The sequence below is a fragment of the Pacificibacter sp. genome (genome assembly GCF_039769035.1).
Taxonomy (GTDB): Bacteria; Pseudomonadota; Alphaproteobacteria; order Rhodobacterales; family Rhodobacteraceae; genus Celeribacter.
Genome location: NZ_JBDMZG010000149.1, coordinates 21,167 through 39,852, shown reverse-complemented (window position 1 = coordinate 39,852; position 18,686 = coordinate 21,167). Strand labels below are relative to the sequence as shown.

At 54.1% G+C, this 18,686-nt stretch carries 12 protein-coding genes; 9 read left to right on the top strand and 3 right to left on the bottom strand.

Going from position 1 to position 18,686, the window contains the following annotated elements:
• Positions 1-74 precede the first annotated feature (74 nt).
• Both ABF287_RS13220 and ABF287_RS13215 read left to right on the top strand, forming a co-directional pair.
• Complete coding sequence (locus ABF287_RS13220) at positions 75-689, top strand: ferric reductase-like transmembrane domain-containing protein (protein WP_347185475.1); 615 nt, start codon at positions 75-77, stop codon at positions 687-689.
• 211 nt (positions 690-900) lie between these two features.
• Positions 901-2,100 carry an AGE family epimerase/isomerase gene (locus tag ABF287_RS13215; RefSeq protein WP_347185474.1) on the top strand — a complete coding sequence of 400 codons (1,200 nt, stop codon included), beginning with the start codon at positions 901-903 and terminating at the stop codon, positions 2,098-2,100.
• A 58-nt stretch (positions 2,101-2,158) separates the two neighbouring features.
• Here the strand turns inward: ABF287_RS13215 and ABF287_RS13210 are convergent, their stop codons facing one another.
• Positions 2,159-3,004, bottom strand: coding sequence for a 3-keto-5-aminohexanoate cleavage protein (locus tag ABF287_RS13210; protein WP_347185473.1), 846 nt, complete (start codon positions 3,002-3,004; stop codon positions 2,159-2,161).
• A gap of 314 nt (positions 3,005-3,318) precedes the next feature.
• Between ABF287_RS13210 and ABF287_RS13205 the strand changes: the two genes are divergently transcribed.
• The 7 genes from ABF287_RS13205 to ABF287_RS13175 all read left to right on the top strand — a co-directional run bounded on the left by ABF287_RS13205 (position 3,319) and on the right by ABF287_RS13175 (position 15,859).
• Positions 3,319-4,932 carry an alpha-amylase family glycosyl hydrolase gene (locus ABF287_RS13205; protein ID WP_347185472.1) on the top strand — a complete coding sequence of 538 codons (1,614 nt, stop codon included), beginning with the start codon at positions 3,319-3,321 and terminating at the stop codon, positions 4,930-4,932.
• A 157-nt stretch (positions 4,933-5,089) separates the two neighbouring features.
• Positions 5,090-7,306, top strand: a complete 2,217-nt coding sequence (glgB, locus tag ABF287_RS13200) for a 1,4-alpha-glucan branching protein GlgB (protein WP_347185471.1) — start codon at positions 5,090-5,092, stop codon at positions 7,304-7,306.
• Positions 7,306-8,577, top strand: coding sequence for a glucose-1-phosphate adenylyltransferase (gene glgC, locus ABF287_RS13195; RefSeq protein ID WP_347185470.1), 1,272 nt, complete (start codon positions 7,306-7,308; stop codon positions 8,575-8,577). The genes glgB and glgC overlap by 1 nt, the downstream gene beginning before the upstream one ends.
• Positions 8,578-8,582: 5 nt before the next feature.
• Complete coding sequence (glgA, locus tag ABF287_RS13190; protein WP_347185469.1) at positions 8,583-10,013, top strand: glycogen synthase GlgA; 1,431 nt, start codon at positions 8,583-8,585, stop codon at positions 10,011-10,013.
• The gene (gene glgX, locus ABF287_RS13185; protein WP_347185468.1) at positions 10,010-12,139 is read left to right on the top strand and encodes a glycogen debranching protein GlgX; all 2,130 of its coding nucleotides are present in this window, start codon (positions 10,010-10,012) and stop codon (positions 12,137-12,139) included. Before glgA ends, glgX begins: the two co-directional genes overlap by 4 nt.
• A 25-nt stretch (positions 12,140-12,164) precedes the next feature.
• Entirely contained in the window at positions 12,165-13,790 is a 1,626-nt protein-coding gene (locus tag ABF287_RS13180; protein WP_347185467.1) for an alpha-D-glucose phosphate-specific phosphoglucomutase, read from the top strand.
• A 134-nt stretch (positions 13,791-13,924) separates the two neighbouring features.
• Positions 13,925-15,859 carry a beta-galactosidase gene (locus tag ABF287_RS13175; RefSeq protein WP_347185466.1) on the top strand — a complete coding sequence of 645 codons (1,935 nt, stop codon included), beginning with the start codon at positions 13,925-13,927 and terminating at the stop codon, positions 15,857-15,859.
• Between the two features lie 72 nt (positions 15,860-15,931).
• On the opposite strand, the gene ABF287_RS13170 is transcribed toward ABF287_RS13175, so the two are convergent.
• Positions 15,932-16,393 carry a DUF3237 domain-containing protein gene (locus ABF287_RS13170; RefSeq protein WP_347185465.1) on the bottom strand — a complete coding sequence of 154 codons (462 nt, stop codon included), beginning with the start codon at positions 16,391-16,393 and terminating at the stop codon, positions 15,932-15,934.
• Positions 16,371-18,683, bottom strand: a complete 2,313-nt coding sequence (locus ABF287_RS13165; RefSeq protein ID WP_347185464.1) for a TRAP transporter fused permease subunit — start codon at positions 18,681-18,683, stop codon at positions 16,371-16,373. The genes ABF287_RS13170 and ABF287_RS13165 overlap by 23 nt, the downstream gene beginning before the upstream one ends.
• Positions 18,684-18,686: the final 3 nt, after the last annotated feature.

Genomic DNA, 18,686 nt, shown 5'->3' with positions numbered 1-18,686 from the left:
CTTCAGAGCGCGGCGACGGTCAGACAGTGCCGCCGCGCTCATAAATCAACAGTAACGATCCATTGGAACAGACCATGCGCCGTATTTTCTTTGCCACACACCCTTACTTACTTTGGCTGATTTTGGCCTCGCTCGGGATCATGATGACGGTCACGGCTTTGACGTCCACCGACCCGAAGATATTTCACCAATTGGTGCACCCAGCAGGGGAAACGTCGGCGCGGTTGTTGATCATTTTGATGATGGCGACGCCTCTGACCATGTTGCTTAAGGGCTGGCGCGGGCCGCAGTGGTTGAAACGCAATCGCCGGTATTTGGGCGTGGCTTCCTTTGGCTATGCTTTGTTGCACACGATATTTTATCTGATCGATAAGGCCTCTGTCGCCAGTGTCGTAGGCGAGCTGCCACGTCTGTACATCTGGACCGGTTGGATCGCTTTCTTGATCTTTGTGCCGCTGGCGTTGACCTCGATGGATTACTTTGTGCGCAAAATGGGCACATGGTGGAAATGGTTGCAACGTTGGACTTACGCTGCCGCTGTGCTGACTTTGGTGCATTGGGCCGCTTTGCATGATTGGGGCGGGGCTGCGCCTGCTTTGATACATTTCGGGCCGCTTATTGCGCTTGAGGCTTACCGCGTTTGGTATTGGTACTTGCGTCCCAGCCGCAGAACTGCGCGGGCATCCTAAAGAGATAAAAACGCAGCCCAAATTTGAGGCTGCGTTTTTTGTAGTGGCTCGCCGTTAGGTTTGGCACCTTCAAAAGAAAATCGCGAAAGGTTGTGCTTGTTGAAATAGGGGTGCTTGAGTGCCCGAAGTCATTGACGTTACCAAGAAATTCAGTGAACTTGCCCCGTGCCGTTTTTTCATTTTCAAGAGCCAGCCTAGACAAGAGTCCCTTATGATACAGAACAAAGATCTTGCAGCCCGCCTGCGTGCTGATGCGAATGCCCAACTGTCGTTTTTTAAGGCCAGCTTGCGGTCTGATGGCGGGCTTGCTGTGCTGACACGTGAGGGCCAGCATCGTCCAAATGAGCCGCAAGAGCTGATCACCACCACGCGCATGATTCATTCCTATGCTTTGGGGAAACTTGCCGGCGCACCAGATTGCGACGCAATCATTGATGCAGGCATGGCGGCGCTTTGGGATCGTCATCGCGACACCGTGCATGGTGGGTACAATTGGTCATTTGATGAAAACGGGCCTGTAGAGACCGACAAGCTGGCATATGGGCACATGTTTGTTTTGTTGGCGGCTTCAAGTGCGAAAGCTGTGGGGCACCCCGATGCAGATCGTTTGCTGGTGGACATCTCTGAAGTGATCGATGCACGGTTTTGGGAACCTTCGGCAAACTTGATGTGCGATGAATTTCGTCAAGATTGGACGCCGTTTTCTGACTACCGCGGCATGAACGCAAATATGCACGGGGTCGAAGCCCATCTGAGCGCTTTTGAAGTGACGGGGGATCGGCAGTACCTCACGCGGGCGCAAGACATCTTGTCGTTTTTTGTCGACAAAATGGCTGCAAACAATGGTTGGCGGTTGCCCGAACATTATACGTCTGATTGGCAAGTCGATTATGCTTATGAAGGCAATCCGATGTTCCGCCCCAAGGGGACCACGCCGGGCCATTCGTTTGAACTTGGTCGTTTGTTGATTCAGGCTTGGGATCTGGACGGGCGCAAAGATGATGCACCGGTGCGTGCGCGTGCTTTGATCGAAACTGCGTTGAAAGATGCTTGGCTGCCGGAAACAGGGTTTGCCTACACCTTGGACTTTGACGGATCGGTGCGGGTGCGTGATCGCTATTGGTGGCCTGTGGCCGAAGCGATTGGTGCTGTGGCCACGTTGCTAAAACTGGACAACTCCGAGACAGATCGTGCTTGGTATGATCGCCTATGGACCGCTGGGTTCGATTTGTTCGTTGATCATGAACATGGCGGCTGGGTGCCTGAAATCGACGCTGATGGCGCGCAGGCCGAGATACAGTTCGTCGGAAAGCCTGATATCTATCACGCTTTGCAAGCCGACCTTTACCCGCTTCATGATGGCGTGTCGGGCCATTATGAGGGGATCAAAGGCGTTCTGACAGGCGCGTAGTGAACTGCCGCGCACCGAGCGCAAAAACGCGCCGCAGAAGTTAACGTAAGGGCGTGGTCTAAGCTTTCGCAGCCCGCAGGCCCAACATGTCGCGGGCTTGCTGCCACGTTGCGACGGGGCGTTCATAGGTTTCACACAGATCTGTGACGCGGCGCACGAGGGCGGCGTTTGATGCGGCCAATGTGTTTTTGTCGATACGCACGTTGTCTTCCAAACCAGTGCGTGCGTGCCCGCCTGATGACACAGCCCATTCGTTCAGCGTAAACTGGTGGCGCCCGATACCGGCGGCGCACCATTCTGCGTCAGGTGTGAGTCGTTTCACGGTTTTGATATAGTAATCAAATACATCGCGATCGACTGGCATCGCGTTTTTCACGCCCATCACGAATTGCACATAGAGCTTTCCGGCGATCCGCCCGTCTTTCACCATGGCGGCGGCTTGATGGATGTGGCTCAAATCGAAGGCTTCGATTTCGGGTTTGACATCATATCTGCGCATCTCGCTTGCCAACCAATCGACCAACGCAGGTGGGTTTTCATAGACCCGTGTTGGGAAGTTGTTTGAGCCAACAGAAAGCGACGCCATATCAGGGGACAAGTTCAACATCGCACCGCGTGTTTCACCCGCGCCTGAGCGCCCGCCCGTGGAAAACTGGATAATCATGCCCGGGCAATGTTTTTCCAGACCTTCTTTAAGCAAGGCGAATTTTTCTGGATCGCTTGAAGGGGTCTCATCATCGTTGCGCACATGTGCGTGGACGATAGACGCACCGGCTTCAAAGGCTTCTTGGGTGCTTTCAATTTGTTCTGTCACTGTGATCGGAACGGCAGGGTTGTTGGCTTTTGTGGGCAAAGACCCTGTGATCGCAACACAAATAATACAAGGTTTTTGAGTGGCAGTCATGGGGCAGTGTCCTTTGATAGAAAGTGAAAGCTATGCTGACAGTACCGACTTTGCGCCGATGTTCCAGCGTGATCTCGTCGCAGGGTGTGAGCCGCGAAACGGGGTTGCGTGTCAGGAATGTGCGCAAACTGCTCGAATCGGGTTGAGTTTCGGTTTAAAGGCGCTTTGAGTGTGATTCAGGCAACGGTTTTGCGACAGTTGAAGAGAGCAGCGATTTATTTTTGAGTTTGACTACACATCGTGTAGTTAGCGCTAACATTTGTCGCATTGGGGTCAAATTTGGCCTTGGTGCACATGAAAAAGGACTACAGACTATGCGCGAATGGTGGCGGGACGCCGTAATTTATCAGATCTACCCACGTTCATTTCAAGACGACAATGGCGATGGCGTTGGCGATCTTAAAGGAATCACGCGTCGGTTGGACTATGTTGCGTCCCTTGGGGTTGATGCGATTTGGCTGTCACCGTTTTTCACGTCGCCAGACAAAGACATGGGCTATGACGTGTCCGATTACACCAGCGTCAATCCGCTGTTTGGCACGATCGACGACTTTGATGCGTTGATGACCAAGGCGCATGATCTTGGCCTGAAAGTAATCATTGATCAGGTTTTGTCCCACACATCTGATCAACATGAATGGTTTAAGGAAAGCCGCAAAGACAAGACCAATCCAAAAGCGGATTGGTATGTTTGGGCTGACCCGCAAAAAGATGGCACAGCGCCGACCAACTGGCCGTCCGTGTTTGGTGGGTCTGCGTGGATGTTTGATGCGCGCCGCCGTCAGTACTATTTGCACAACTTCCTTGTGGAGCAGCCTGACTTGAACTTCCACAACCCTGAGGTTGTGGATGCCTTGATCGAAACAATGCGTTTTTGGTTGGAGCGCGGCGTGGACGGCTTCCGTTTGGACACGGTGAATTTCTACGTGCACGACAAGAAACTGCGTAACAATCCGCCAAACGATTGGGATGAGTTCCCTGGAAACCCCTATGAGGCGCAGTCGCACCTATTTTCCAAAACTCAGCCTGAAAACATCGCAGTCCTACAGCGTTTACGTGGCTTGATGGATGAGTTTGATGACCGCATGCTGATTGGTGAAGTTGGCGACGACTGGAACCGTCAAGTCGAAGTGATGGGGCGCTACACCTCTGGCAATGACAAGCTGCATATGGCGTATTCCTTTGCGATGCTTGGGCCAGACCACAACCCTGATCATTTCAAAAACTGCATTTCTGAGTTCTTGACCAAAGCGCCAGACGGCTGGCCTTGTTGGTCGTTCTCCAACCACGATGTGCCACGCCATGCGACACGTTGGGCGACGACACCAGAATTGACAGACACAGTTGCGCGCCAAGCGATCAACATGCTGATCACATTCCCGGGTGCGCTGGGCGTGTATCAAGGCGAAGAGTTGGGGCAGACAGAAACCGACATCGAATTCCACGAGCTACGTGATCTGGGCTACATTGATTTTTGGCCTGACAACAAAGGCCGCGATGGATGTCGCTCGCCGATGGTTTGGGACGCAACTGAAAAGCACGCTGGCTTTTCCACAGGCGACCCATGGTTGCCCGTGAAAGCGCCGCAGATCGCACGTGCGGTGTCAGGGCAAGAAGGCAAGGACGACAGCATTTTGGCGGCGTACCGCGCAGCGCTGGCTTTCCGCAAAGAACGTGATGAGCTGCGCTACGGCGACACGAACTTCCCATCCGTGGCTGACCCGTTGTTGGCCGTAAGCCGGAGCTTGGATGGTGTGACGCTCACGGGCGTTTTCAACCTTTCTGACAAGGAACACGCGGTGGATCTGACAGCAGGCGTAAAACAGGTTGGGGATGCGCATGCTGATCTGGCCGGATCAAAAGTGACGCTCCCAGCATTTGGGTTCGCCTTTTTTGAAACTGAAGATGGCGCACCAGCCATTGGGTGACAATATGCATTAAGGGTGGACGCTCGGGGATTTGCGCAACAAAATTGCAAAGACCCGAGCAATCCCAACGCTCTTAATGCTGGAGACGACCGACTTACGTTGCAAGGGATCTCACGAGGTTCCGCGGGCGTGAAACGCACAGAAGGACAGCAAAGACATGCCAAAGAAAGTTGATACAACCAAGGCGCTGCGTGCGGCTTTGCCGCATGATATTGCACAGGATTTGGTGCACGGCAGACTGAACGATCCGTTTCAGTTTCTTGGTTTGCATGAGCATGCGGATGGATTTGCCCTGAACGTTTTTGTGCCCAATGCAGATACGATGCACTGCGTGACTGGGAAAAGAACCAAGACGCCGATGGTTGCGGTTCCCTTTGCGCCTGGGCTGTTTTGTGCGCTTTTGCCTAAAAACGTTCCCTACAAAATCGAGGCGACATTTGGCGACAGCACATGGGTCTTTGCGGATCCTTATGGGTTTGGTTCCAGTCTGAGCGGCGATGATCTGTATTATTTGGGCGAAGGCTCGATGAAGCGGGTTTGGGATGTGCTTGGCGCGACACCAATGACCCACGAGGGTGTTGAGGGCGTGCGCTTTGCCGTCTGGGCGCCGAATGCAGAACGCGTGGCTGTCGTGGGTGACTTCAATTCTTGGGACACGCGCCGTCATGGCATGCGCCGCTTGGGTCAGTCTGGCGTTTGGGACATTTTTGTCCCTGAGGTGCAAGCCGGCGACGTTTATAAATATGCGATCCGAGGAGCAGGTGGGCATGACTTGCCGCTAAAAGCCGATCCTATTGGATTTGGATCAGAGCATCCGCCAAAAACAGGGTCCGTTGTGCGCGATATATCTGACGCCGAATGGGATGATACTGCGTGGATGCAGACGCGTGCCGACGTGCAAAATATCGATGCGCCGATTTCAATCTATGAGGTCAATCTGGCCAGCTGGAAGCGTGCCGATGGCAATCGTCCGTTGTCCTATGTGGAATTGGCGGATCAGTTGGTCGACTATGTGGCTGACATGGGGTTCACCCATATTGAATTGATGCCGATCACCGAACACCCTTTTGACGGGTCTTGGGGCTATCAACCGATTGGCATGTTTGCCCCAACCATTCGCCACGGCACACCAGATGAATTCCGCGCGCTGGTGACGGCTGCGCACAAAAAAGGCCTTGGGGTTTTGCTCGATTGGGTGCCTGCGCACTTCCCGACTGATATTCACGGGCTTGGCCAATTCGACGGTACGGCTTTGTATGAACACGCCGATCCGCGCGAAGGGTTCCACCAAGATTGGAACACGCTGATCTATAACTTTGGCCGCAAAGAGGTCGCCAACTACATGCGCTCTAACGCATTGTATTGGCTTGAGGAATACCACCTTGATGGTTTGCGTGTCGATGCTGTGGCGTCGATGCTCTACCGCGATTATTCGCGCAAACACGATGAATGGGTGCCCAACAAAGATGGCGGGCGCGAGAACTATGAGACCATCGCATTCCTGCAGGGAATGAACACGCTGTGCTACGGCGAGGTTGAAGGCATCATGACCGTGGCCGAGGAAAGCACCGCCTTTCCGGGTGTGTCGACGCCGGTCGATCATGGTGGGCTTGGCTTTGGGTTTAAATGGAACATGGGGTGGATGAACGACACCCTGCGTTACATGGAAGAAGACCCGATCAATCGCAAATACCACCACCATTTGCTGACACATTCGATCAGCTACGCCTATACGGAAAACTTTGTGCTGCCGATCAGTCACGACGAAGTGGTCCACGGCAAAGGGTCTATGATTGACAAAATGCCGGGCAATGACTGGGAACAGTTTGCCAACCTGCGGGCTTACTACGGCTTTATGTGGACACATCCGGGTAAAAAGCTGTTGTTCATGGGGCAAGAATTCGCACAGCGCGAAGAGTGGAACCACAATCAAAGCTTGGATTGGCATTTGATGGATGCACCTGCGCATGCGGGCATTCAGCATTTGGTGCGTGATTTGAACACGGTGTATCGCAGCACGCCTGCGCTGCATGTGAATGACACTCGCCCCGCTGGCTTTGGCTGGATTGAAGGCGCTGATGTCGAAAATTCGATTTACGTTTATGTGCGTCACGGCAATGCGGGCGACCCAAAGGTTGTGACCATTTTGAACATGACGCCAGTTGAACGCACGGGGCACCGCGTTGGCCTGCCTGCGGGCGGGTTCTGGCGCGAAGCATTGAATACCGATGCCGAAGTTTATGGCGGAGGTGGGCGTGGAAATCTGGGAGGAGTTCACGCTCAAGACGTTGAATGGATGGGGCAATCCCATTCCGCAGAATTTACACTGCCGCCGTTGTCGGCCGTGATTTTAATTGAAGGGGAGGAGACATAATGAAGCCTACACCGAACCAGCGGTTGTCCAACCGCGCGATGGCCTTTGTACTTGCGGGGGGACGTGGCAGTCGCTTGAAAGAGCTGACAGATCATCGTGCAAAACCCGCCGTGTATTTTGGCGGCAAAACGCGGATTGTTGATTTCGCACTGTCGAACGCGCTCAATTCCGGCATTCGTAAGATGGCAATTGCCACACAGTATAAAGCGCACAGTTTGATCCGCCATTGCCAGCGCGGCTGGGGCTTTTTGCGCGCAGAACGCAACGAGTACTTGGATATCTTGCCTGCGTCCCAGCGTATTTCTGAAGAGAAGTGGTATCTGGGCACAGCGGATGCTGTGACGCAAAATATCGACATTATCGACAGCTATGGCGTTGATTTTATTGTTATCTTGGCGGGTGATCACATCTACAAGATGGATTACGAAATCATGTTGCAGCAGCACCTTGATCAGGGCGCGGATGTCACCATCGGGTGTTTGACTGTGCCACGCATGGAAGCTGCTGCCTTTGGTGTGATGCATTGTGATACGAAAGATCGCATCACGCAGTTCTTGGAAAAACCCGCTGATCCGCCTTGCATCCCAGGCGATCCCGATCACGCTTTGGCATCAATGGGCATTTACGTGTTCCGTTGGGAGCTCCTGCGCGAACTGCTTTTGCAAGATATGAACGATCCCAATTCCAGCCATGATTTCGGCAATGATATCATTCCGCAGATCGTGAAAAACGGCAAAGCCGTTGCGCACCGGTTTGAAGACAGCTGCGTGACCAGCGGGCTTGAGGTCGAACCTTACTGGCGTGACGTGGGCACGATTGATGCGTTTTGGCAGGCCAATATCGACCTGACACAATTCACTCCACCGCTTGATCTGTACGACAACACATGGCCGATTTGGACCTATTCTGAAAGCGTGCCGCCAGCCAAGTTTATTCACGACGAAGAAGATCGTCGCGGTATGGCTGTGTCGTCACTGATCTCGGGCGGATGTATCGTGTCGGGCTCTGAAATTCGTGAATCTCTGTTGTTCACGGGTGTTGGCTGTCACTCATATTCATCGCTCGATCAGGTTGTTGCGCTTCCATACGCGCAAGTTGGCCGTCAAGCTCAACTGTCAAAATGTGTGGTTGATCGCGGCGTGATCATTCCTGACGGATTGGTTGTGGGCGAAGACCCAATCGAAGATGCAAAATGGTTCCGTCGGACCGATGAAGGCACCGTTTTGATCACGCAATCGATGCTGGATAAACGTGCATCTGTCTTGGAGTAAATAATATGCGCAATGTTCTGTCTGTGACTTCTGAATGTGTTCCCCTTGTGAAAACGGGGGGGCTCGCGGATGTTGCGGGCGCATTGCCCGCCGCTGTGGCAGCACACGGATGGGACATGCGCACGTTACTTCCGGCCTACAAAGGCCTATTGAAAAAGGCTGCGGCGCAAGACGTGGTTTGGAAGTCAAAAGAACTTTTCGGCGGGCCTGCACGTGTGGTGCAAGGTGAAGCTGGCGGAAATGTTGTTTTGCTTCTCGACGCGCCGCACCTGTATGACCGAGACGGTGGACCTTATGGTGACCCAGTTGATTTTCCCGACAATCCGCAACGGTTTGCGGCGCTGTCTTTTGTGGCGGCTGAAATCGCGCGCAATGGGTTGAGCGATGGATGGCGGCCCCATGTTGTGCATGCGCACGATTGGCAAGCGGGTTTGGCGCCAACCTATTTGAAATATGGAACGCCCACAGATGTGGCAACCGTGATGACGGTGCACAATATCGCGTTTCAAGGCGTGGCGCCCGCCGCAATGCTTGGGGCGTTGGATTTGCCGCTGGACGCGTTCACACCTGATGAGTTGGAATACTGGGGGCAGATCAGCACGCTGAAAGCTGGGCTGGTCCATGCGGACGCCATCACCACCGTCAGCCCAACTTATGCCGCTGAGTTGATGCGTCCTGAGTTTGGATTGGGCCTTGAGGGCGTCTTGGCCGCACGTGCAGGCGATTTGTCCGGCATTCTAAATGGCATCGACACGGATGTTTGGAACCCCGAGACCGACCCCGAAATCACGCCATACTCTGCGCGCTCTTTGGCCGGTAAAAAGAAAAACCGCACGGCTCTTTTGGCGGAATTTGGATTGTCGCCCACGAAGGGGCCGCTGGCGATTATTGTCAGCAGGCTCACCTCGCAAAAGGGCATGGATTTAATTGCGGGGGCAGCCGAAGAGTTCGTGGCGAACGGCGGTGCATTGGCCATTCTTGGCAGTGGCGACCCGCAGATCGAAGACGATTTGCGCCTGTTGGCGCGCAATAATCCTGGGCAAGTGGGGCTGTGCATCGGTTATGATGAAGCTTTGTCGCATCGGATGTTTGCGGGGGGCGATATCGTTTTGGTGCCATCGCGCTTTGAGCCATGTGGTCTGACGCAATTGTACGGACTGAGATACGGCACAGTTCCGGTGGTCGCGGCCACGGGTGGATTGGCTGACTCTGTAGTGAATTCTAATGTCGCGGCGACCCAAATGGGCGTTTCGACTGGGTTTCAATTTCACCCCATCGATAAAGGGGTGTTTGCGCATTGTTTACGAGGGGTTGTTGACGCCTTTTCCCGCAAAACGGACTGGACTCGCCTACAAAAGCGCGGGATGAAACAGGACTTAGGATGGGGGGCGTCTTCAGCCACCTATGCCGCCCTTTACGAGCGAGTTGCCAAGTGATCTTTGAGCTAAAACACGACCTTCCGACCAAACTTAAGAACCATTCTTTGTCGGAGGGACGCCCCACTCCTATTGGCGCAACTTTTGACGGCGAGGGCGTGAATTTCGCGGTCTTTTCTGAGCATGCCGAAAAAGTCGAACTGTGTTTGTTTTCCGATGATGGCAAGACCGAAATTGCGCGCATTCCATTGCTCGAACGCAATGGCGATGTCTGGCATATTTATGTCGCAGGCCTCACGCCGGGCACGAAGTATGGCTACCGCGTTCATGGTCAGTATTTGCCCGAAGAGGGCCATCGTTTTAATCCTAACAAGCTCTTGGTCGATCCATATGCAAAACGCCTGACGGGCAAGTTTGTGTGGGATGACGCGGTTATGGGTTACACCATCGGCGCGAAAGACAAAGACCTGAGTTTTGACACGCGCGATTCCGCGCCTTTTGTGCAGCGCAGCGTAGTGGTCGATCCCACCTATCAATGGGGCAAAGATCGTCATCCTGAAGTGCGGTCGTCGAACAACGTGATTTACGAGGCACACGTCAAAGGCATGACGGCTGAGTTTCCGGGCTTGGAAGATGCGCAGCGCGGGAAGTATCTCGGCATGTCGAGCGAACCTGTGCTCGAGCATTTGACCAAATTGGGCGTTACAACAGTGCAGCTTATGCCCGTGCACGCGTTCTTGGACGAGAAGTTCTTACAAGATGCGGGTTTGACGAACTACTGGGGCTATAACTCCATCGGATTTTTCGCCCCAGAGCCCCGCTATATGACCCAAAAGGGCATTTGGGAATTTCAGACCATGGTGCGTAGATTTCATTCTGCGGGCATCGAGGTGGTTTTGGACGTGGTGTACAACCACTCGGCTGAAGGCAATGAATTCGGGCCGACTTTGTCGTTCAAAGGCTTGGACAACAAATCTTACTATCGCTTGCTCAATGGCGGGCGCCACTACATCAACGACACTGGGACAGGCAACACATTGAACGTGCGCCATCCGATGGTGTTGCGTATGATCATGGACAGCCTGCGCTACTGGGTTGAAGTCATGCATGTGGATGGGTTCCGCTTTGATCTTGCCACAGTTCTGGGCCGCGAAGCCGAAGGGTTTAACCGCAAGGGTGGGTTCTTGGATGCGCTGAGCCAAGACCCTGTTTTGAACAAAGTGAAATTGATTGCAGAGCCATGGGACATTGGCCCCGGTGGCTATCAGCTTGGCAATTGGCCACACCCGTTTTTGGAATACAACGACAAGTTCCGCGATGACATGCGCAGATTTTGGCGCGGTGACAAAAAGATGATGGCGTCTATCGGGCGGAAAATCTTGGGCAGTGCTCCGACGTTTGACCATTCAGGCCGCGCCGCCACCAGTTCGGTGAATTTCGTCACCTGTCACGATGGCATGACCCTGCGCGATGTTGTCAGCTATGACGTCAAACACAATGAGGCCAACGGCGAAGACAATCGCGATGGCAAAGACGACAACTATTCAAGCAATATGGGCGTTGAGGGGCCAACCGATGATCCTGAAATCAACGCAGCCCGTGCACAGCGCCAGCGCAATTTCCTAGCCTGTTCATTCTTGTCACAAGGCACGCCGATGATTTTGGCGGGCGATGAGATTGGCAACACGCAAGGCGGTAACAACAATACCTTTGGCCAAGACAACCCAATTGGATGGGTCAATTGGGCCGAAGCCGACGAAGAATTGCTGGCCTTCGTTCAAAAGCTTTCCAAGCTGCGCCGCGATCACAACGTGTTGCGTCAAAAGCGGTTCTTGCATGCGCGTCCCCGCCTTAAAGACGGCAAGCCTGATGTGTTTTGGCGCATGCCAGATGGCACGCCGCCGACACGCGAAGAATGGGAAAGCGCAGACACCAAAACCATGTGTACGGAAATCCGGACTTCATATGGCACGCCAGAATATCGCGCCTCAGACGATGTGTTGTTTTTGGTGATCAACAACAATGGCGATATTGACGTCAAGTTGCCGCCATGCCCTCCTGATACAACATGGGAATTGATCCTCGATACATCTGCTCCTGATGCAGGCGCTCAATGCGTCGCCTCCGATACCACATTAGTACGGGCCGCCTCGGTCTGTGTATTTGCCCTTATGCCTGCCGCCTAGGCTTTTTGTTTAAAGGACCGCCGACATGACCAAGACAACGATCTCCACCGCACCTATTGAAGGCCAAAAGCCTGGCACCTCTGGTTTGCGCAAAAAGGCCCGTGTTTTTATGGGCGCGCACTACCTTGAGAACTTTGTGCAGGCGATCTTTGACGGGATCGGCGGCGTTGCGGGGAAGACGTTGATCGTGGGCGGCGATGGCCGGTTCTACAATGACAAAGCCACTGAAATCATCTTGCGCATGGCGGCGGCCAATGGGGCGGCCAAAGTAATTGCGGGGCAAAACGGGTTGCTGTCGACACCTGCGGCGTCGCATCTTATCCGGTCGATGAAAACAGACGGTGGGATCATTCTTTCAGCGAGCCACAATCCAGGCGGCATCGACGAAGATTTTGGCATCAAGTTCAACATGCCCAACGGTGGCCCCGCACCAGAAAGCGTCACAGACGCGATTTTCGATGTGACCAAAACCATCACTGAATACCACATGTATGAGGGCGGCTCAGTTGATCTGTCCGCGCTTGGTCACAGTGCCTTGGGCGAGATGCAGATCGAGATTGTGAACCCCGTCACGGCCTATGTCGATCTGATGCAAACCCTGTTTGATTTCCCAGCGATCAAAGCGATGATTGCAGGCGGCACCGCCATTCGCTTTGACGCGATGAACGCCATCACGGGCCCATATGCCTCTGCCATTATCGAAGACCTGCTGGGCGCTGCCAAAGGCTCCGTTGTGCACGGCACACCTTTGCCTGACTTTGGCGGCATGCACCCTGATCCTAACCCGACGTGGGCACATGAGTTGATGGACGAAATGATGGGCGATGCGGCGCCTGCATTCGGTTGTGCCTCTGATGGTGATGGTGATCGCAATATGATCGTTGGTCCAAACTGCTACGTTAGCCCGTCCGATAGCTTGGCCGTCATTGCGGCTAACGCCACGGTTGCACCTGGCTATGCGCAGGGTCTCAAAGGCGTGGCGCGCTCTATGCCAACCTCGGCTGCTGTGGACCGTGTCGCGGATGCGCTGGGCTTGGAATGCTATGAGACGCCAACAGGTTGGAAGTTCTTTGGCAACTTGATGGACGATGGTCGTGTGTCACTTTGTGGCGAGGAAAGCTTTGGCACAGGCTCTGACCACGTGCGCGAAAAGGACGGTGTTTGGGCGGTTTTGATGTGGTTGAACATCATGGCTACCACGGGCAAATCTGTGCCGCAGATCATGCAAGATCACTGGGCCAAATTTGGTCGCAACTACTATTCGCGCCATGACTTTGAAGCGATTGAAAGCGATAAGGCTGATGCGATGATCAAAGCCCTGCGCGGTAAACTTGCTGGACTTGTAGGGCAAAGCTTCGGCGCGCTGACCGTCGAGACGGCGGATGATTATTCCTATCTTGATCCGGTTGATGGTAGCACCTCTGCGCACCAAGGCGTGCGGGTGGTGTTTGAAGGCGGCGCGCGTTTCGTCGTGCGTCTGTCTGGCACGGGCACTTCAGGTGCGACCTTGCGTTTGTATTTGGAAAAACTTGATCTAGAAAACTTCGATCAAGACCCGCAAGAGGCCTTGGCTGATGTGATCAAGGTCGCCCATGAGATTATCGAAATCGAAGGGTTCTCTGGCCGCGCGGCCCCTGATGTCATCACCTAAGCAACTGTGCAAAGCCGATAGTAAAATGTGAAATAGCGGAAGCTGATCTGCATTGATATCGCGTTTGATCTAACGCCTACTGATCTCTCTTGTGGCGACCTCGCCTCAGGGAGGACATTAGGTGAGGACCGCACATGACGACAGCCAACGCACGCAAACGTACCCTCGGCGTCTGCTATTACCCCGAACATTGGCCCGAGGACTCGTGGGCCATGGATGCAGCACTGATGGCCGAAACTGGCCTGACATGGGTGCGCATCGGTGAATTCGCGTGGAGCCGGATCGAGCCCTCAGCGGGCGATTTGCGCTGGGACTGGCTTGACCGTGCCATTGCAACACTGGGCAAAGCAGGTCTGAAGGTCGTGCTGGGCACGCCAACGGCGACACCGCCGCGCTGGATGATCGAAAAATGGCCTGACATGTTGGCGGTCGACAAGAACAATGACGTGCGCAAGTTCGGCTCGCGCCGTCACTATTGTTTTTCGCATGTTGGATACCGCGAAGAATCCGCACGCATCACGCAATTGCTGGCAGAGCGCTATGGCAACAACCCTCATGTGGCGGCGTGGCAGACCGACAACGAATACGGGTGCCATGACACCGTGCACTCCTATGGTGCATCGGCTTTGGCAGGGTTCCGCGCTTGGCTTGAGGCGAAATATATCACGATCGAAGCCTTGAACGCGGCGTGGGGCAATGTGTTTTGGTCGATGGACTATGATCGTTTTGACCAGATTGAGCTGCCCAATCAAACCGTGACCGAACCTAACCCGTCTCATGAGTTGGATTATCGTCGGTTTAGCTCAGACGCAGTTGTCGAATTTAACAAAATTCAAAGCGACATTTTGCGCGCACATTCCAAAGCGCCACTTGCACATAACTACATGGGCAAAACCACAGAATTTGACCATTTTGCGGTGGGCGATGATTTGGATATCGCAAGCTGGGACAGCTACCCTTTGGGGTTCTTGGAGCAAAAGTCCTTGGACGGCGATGTGCATAAAGCTGAATTCATGCGCCAAGGTGATCCCGACTTTCAGGCCTTTCATCACGATATTTATCGCGCCGTCGGCAAGGGGCGCTGGTGGGTCATGGAACAGCAACCTGGCCCTGTGAACTGGGCGCCATTTAACCCCGCGCCTTTGCCGGGCATGGCGCGGCTATGGGCGTGGGAAGCCTTTGCCCATGGGGCCGAAGCCGTGTGTTATTTCCGCTGGCGCCAAGCGCCTTTTGCCCAAGAACAAATGCACGCTGGCTTGCTGCGCCCTGATAGCCAACCCGCACCAGCCCTCGGTGAAGCAGCTTCCGTCGCGCGCGAACTGTCGAGCAATATCGACGCGCTTGGGGATGCTGACGCGGGTCAGCCTTCGGTGGCTTTGGTGTTTGACTATGTGTCGATGTGGGCGTGGGTTGCGCAGCCGCAGGGGCAAAGTTTCGACTATTTTCAAATGTGTTTCGAATACTATCGCGCATTGCGCAAACTTGGTTTGTCTGTCGATATTTTGCGCCCAGACACAGACGATTTGAGCGCCTATAAAGTGGTGGTCATGCCGGCATTGTATCATGTGACAGACGCTTTAAGCGCTGCGTTAGATCAATTTGAGGGCGTCGTGATTGCGGGCCCGCGCAGCGGCTCAAAGACGAAAAACCTCAGCATTCCACAAACCCTTGCCCCCGATATTCAGGGGCTCAATTGCACGGTCGAATATGTCGAAACCCTGCGCCCTGATGCGCGTATCGCGCTTGCAGGTGGTGGGTGTTTTGAACATTGGTTTGAGAAACTCGAAGACCATGCAGGTGTGATTGAGCGAACCGACACTGGCGCGCCAGCCGTGGTGCGCCAAAACAACGTGTTGTATTTGGCTGGGTGGCCAGATCAAAGCGCGTTGATGCGGGTGATCCAAGGTGTCTGCGCTGAGCAGGGGGTGCCTGTTGAGCTGGTCGAAAATGGATTGCGCATACGCGATACCAGTAGTCACCGCTTCGTCTTCAACTATGGTGCCAAGCCTGCCAAGTATCGCGGTGACGAGATCCCTGCCGCAGGCGTTAAATGGTATCCCTTGGGGTAACACCTCGATATTTCAGAAAAAAAGCGGTCCGACTGTGACGGCACGGCGCGCTTTTCGGTGCGCGTGTGATGGCTATTGCAAGGCGAAAAGGTCCACGCGTACACTGGCCTCTTGCCGAGATCCCGTGCCAACAAACAAGGTGTTGTTCACCCAAGCATAACGCGGGTCACCTGTTTCAAGCCGTGCATGCGTGCGCATGTAGTAGGCATCAGGGGCAACGTCTTCGCCACGCGCGACTGCGGCCATAACCTCGGGCGGCCCGTGACGATAACCGTAGTTTTTGATCTCAATGACCGCTCCGTCGTTGGTTTCAAAGGCATATCGGGTGTCGAGTTCCGCCATTCCGTCGTCAAAAATGGTCTGCCAATCTGCGCCAACATTGAGGACACGCCCGTTCAGGCGTGGCCCTGTCACTGTTCCGCCCACAATTGGGATAATCCGCCGCCCTCCAGCGCGACCACGCCCCATTTCGGTAATCGGGGCGAGGTCAACGTGGAGCGTGCAGACGTGCTCAAGTTTGGGGGCTAGGATCATGGTCGCCCTTTTTGACAAGGTGATGCCAAGCCAGCAAGACAGCCGCGAGAACAAGTCCGATGGTCATGATCAGCGGTGTTTTCCAAAGAACAAGCAGTGCGATCAAGATCCGAACTGGTGTTTCGCCGCGTACCAACGCAGATTTGTCATAGCCTGTTAGCGCAGAGGCAACGAGGTACAATGCCAAAACAAGGCGTGCCAACAGCATGCTCAGCTGACCCCAATCGGGTTCGCCTGTGTAGCCTTCGATCAAAACTTGCTGGCCAGTGCTGCTGGTGATGGTCACGGCTTGTTCGATCAACAACAGCTCAGGATACCACGCGAACACGAATGGGATCGTGAACATGACGATACCAACGCGCACCGCAGCGACACCTGTACGCATTGGCTCCCCACCGGTGATTGAAGCGGCGGCAAATGCTGCGACGGCTACAGGCGGCGTGATGGCCGAGGCAACTGCGAAGTAAAAGACGAACATGTGTGCTGTGAAAAAGCTAACACCGAGATTGGCCAAAAGCGGTCCAAGCAAGAGTGCCACGTTCACATAGGCAGGCACAGTTGGCATGCCCATGCCCAACAAAATCGCACACATCATTGCGCAGACCAAAGCCAACATAAGATATACGCCGCCTGTGATCGGAATGCTGAAGCCAAAGAGGTTCAAAGCGGTGACGCTTTCAAGCCACGAGGTCACTGCGCGCGTAAGTTCTCCGGTTAGGCCACTTTCGTTCAAGAATGCGGCAATGATTGACACCGCGAACAAAAGCAAAAACAGACGAGAAATCAGGATGCCGCCTTCGGCCAGCGAGACCAAAACCTTTGAAGGTTTGCGCCGCGTTTCAGCGTCTAGGAACATCAAAGGAACCAAGACCGCGACGGCCCACCAGCCGGAGGACACAGCGTCGCCTGTTGAATTCACGATCGTGCGAATGAACCAGCTGTCTGCCTCAAAGATCGTCCCAAGTATGCCGTTTGCAACCGAATCTTTGTTGCCGAGCAGCAAGAACAGAATGGTGAGAATTGGAACAAAAATGATGATGAGATTGATCCAGTCTTGACGCTCCATCACCAAGTCTTCTGGAATCTCGCGCATCGCTTGGACGTTTTCGCGGCGCGACTGAAATACGACTGCCAAAAAGATCGAAAAGAAGAACGCCATCGCGGGCAAGAAGGCGGCCGTGATGACTTGGGTATACGGAACAGCCGTCAGCGCCACGAGCACAAAGGCTGCAACGCCCATAACCGGTGGCATAATTTGACCGCCAGAGGATGCAGCTGCTTCGACGCCGCCCGCAAAGTATTTATTAAATCCGTTGCGGCGCATCATCGGAATGGTCAGACGCCCCGTCGACAGCACGTTGGTCACAGGACCGCCGGTGATCGTGCCGAACATAGCAGACGAAACGATGGCTGCGTGCGCAGGGCCGCCCCGCAGTTTGCGCGTCATGCGGACGGCGAGTTTGATCAAAGATGTGCCGCCAGCTGAACTGCCAAACAGTGCGCCAAGTATAACGAATGGAAAGACTTGGTTCACCACAATGTCCATGAACCGCCCCATGAAACCATCGGGGGAAATGAACACATTCGTGGCTTTTTGTGTGGCCGCAGCGATCACATCGCCACCTTCAGCCCCCAACTTGGTCAACAGGAAGCCATTGTCTGACAATCCAAACACCCAAACCAATGTTGTTATGACAGTGTACAGCACAACGACGCTTGCGACGATCACAAGAGGTGCGCCCCAAACCCGTACATTATACAGGAAAAACAACGTTATAATTGTGAACAACAGCGGTATCGTCCACGCGCCAAATCGCGCCTGACAGGAGGGGACCTCTGCGTCGAAAGACATGCCTGGGATCACGTTTGCGGATCGTTCCGCGGCGTCTTGAATCAACCGTGCGCGTTCGCCTGTAATCTGATCGATCAAGCAGACGCTGTCGATTTCAACCAAGTAACCGAACGCCCCCAAAAAGGCAGCAACAACCAAACCAATGTCCAAGAGAAGTCCAAGCCATGCAATTTGGGGCTTTTCAACTTTCCAAGCGCGATAGACGCTCGCGTTCAGCACAACGATCACCATCATGATCAAGAAGACTGGTGGAAAGAAGTATTCTTTAGGGAAATTGGCGACGCGAAAGTACGGTTGGCCTGTAATCTCACGGGCCAAATTTTGAAGCCCTGGAATTTCCGGCATGGTATTGATCATGCCGACGACAACATAGATCAGCGCAAGCGCCAAAGCCAATGTTTGTCCAAACGGACGGTTTGTATTTTGGGGATTTGTCACGGG

What these genes read in the sequence shown, in the direction of transcription:
- ABF287_RS13220 (WP_347185475.1), top strand. Translation starts at nt 75, where the DNA reads ATGCGCCGTATTTTCTTTGCCACACACCCTTACTTACTTTGGCTGATT.
- ABF287_RS13215 (WP_347185474.1), top strand. Translation starts at nt 901, where the DNA reads ATGATACAGAACAAAGATCTTGCAGCCCGCCTGCGTGCTGATGCGAAT.
- ABF287_RS13210 (WP_347185473.1), bottom strand. Translation starts at nt 3,004, where the DNA reads ATGACTGCCACTCAAAAACCTTGTATTATTTGTGTTGCGATCACAGGG.
- ABF287_RS13205 (WP_347185472.1), top strand. Translation starts at nt 3,319, where the DNA reads ATGCGCGAATGGTGGCGGGACGCCGTAATTTATCAGATCTACCCACGT.
- glgB (WP_347185471.1), top strand. Translation starts at nt 5,090, where the DNA reads ATGCCAAAGAAAGTTGATACAACCAAGGCGCTGCGTGCGGCTTTGCCG.
- glgC (WP_347185470.1), top strand. Translation starts at nt 7,306, where the DNA reads ATGAAGCCTACACCGAACCAGCGGTTGTCCAACCGCGCGATGGCCTTT.
- glgA (WP_347185469.1), top strand. Translation starts at nt 8,583, where the DNA reads ATGCGCAATGTTCTGTCTGTGACTTCTGAATGTGTTCCCCTTGTGAAA.
- ABF287_RS13180 (WP_347185467.1), top strand. Translation starts at nt 12,165, where the DNA reads ATGACCAAGACAACGATCTCCACCGCACCTATTGAAGGCCAAAAGCCT.
- ABF287_RS13175 (WP_347185466.1), top strand. Translation starts at nt 13,925, where the DNA reads ATGACGACAGCCAACGCACGCAAACGTACCCTCGGCGTCTGCTATTAC.
- ABF287_RS13170 (WP_347185465.1), bottom strand. Translation starts at nt 16,393, where the DNA reads ATGATCCTAGCCCCCAAACTTGAGCACGTCTGCACGCTCCACGTTGAC.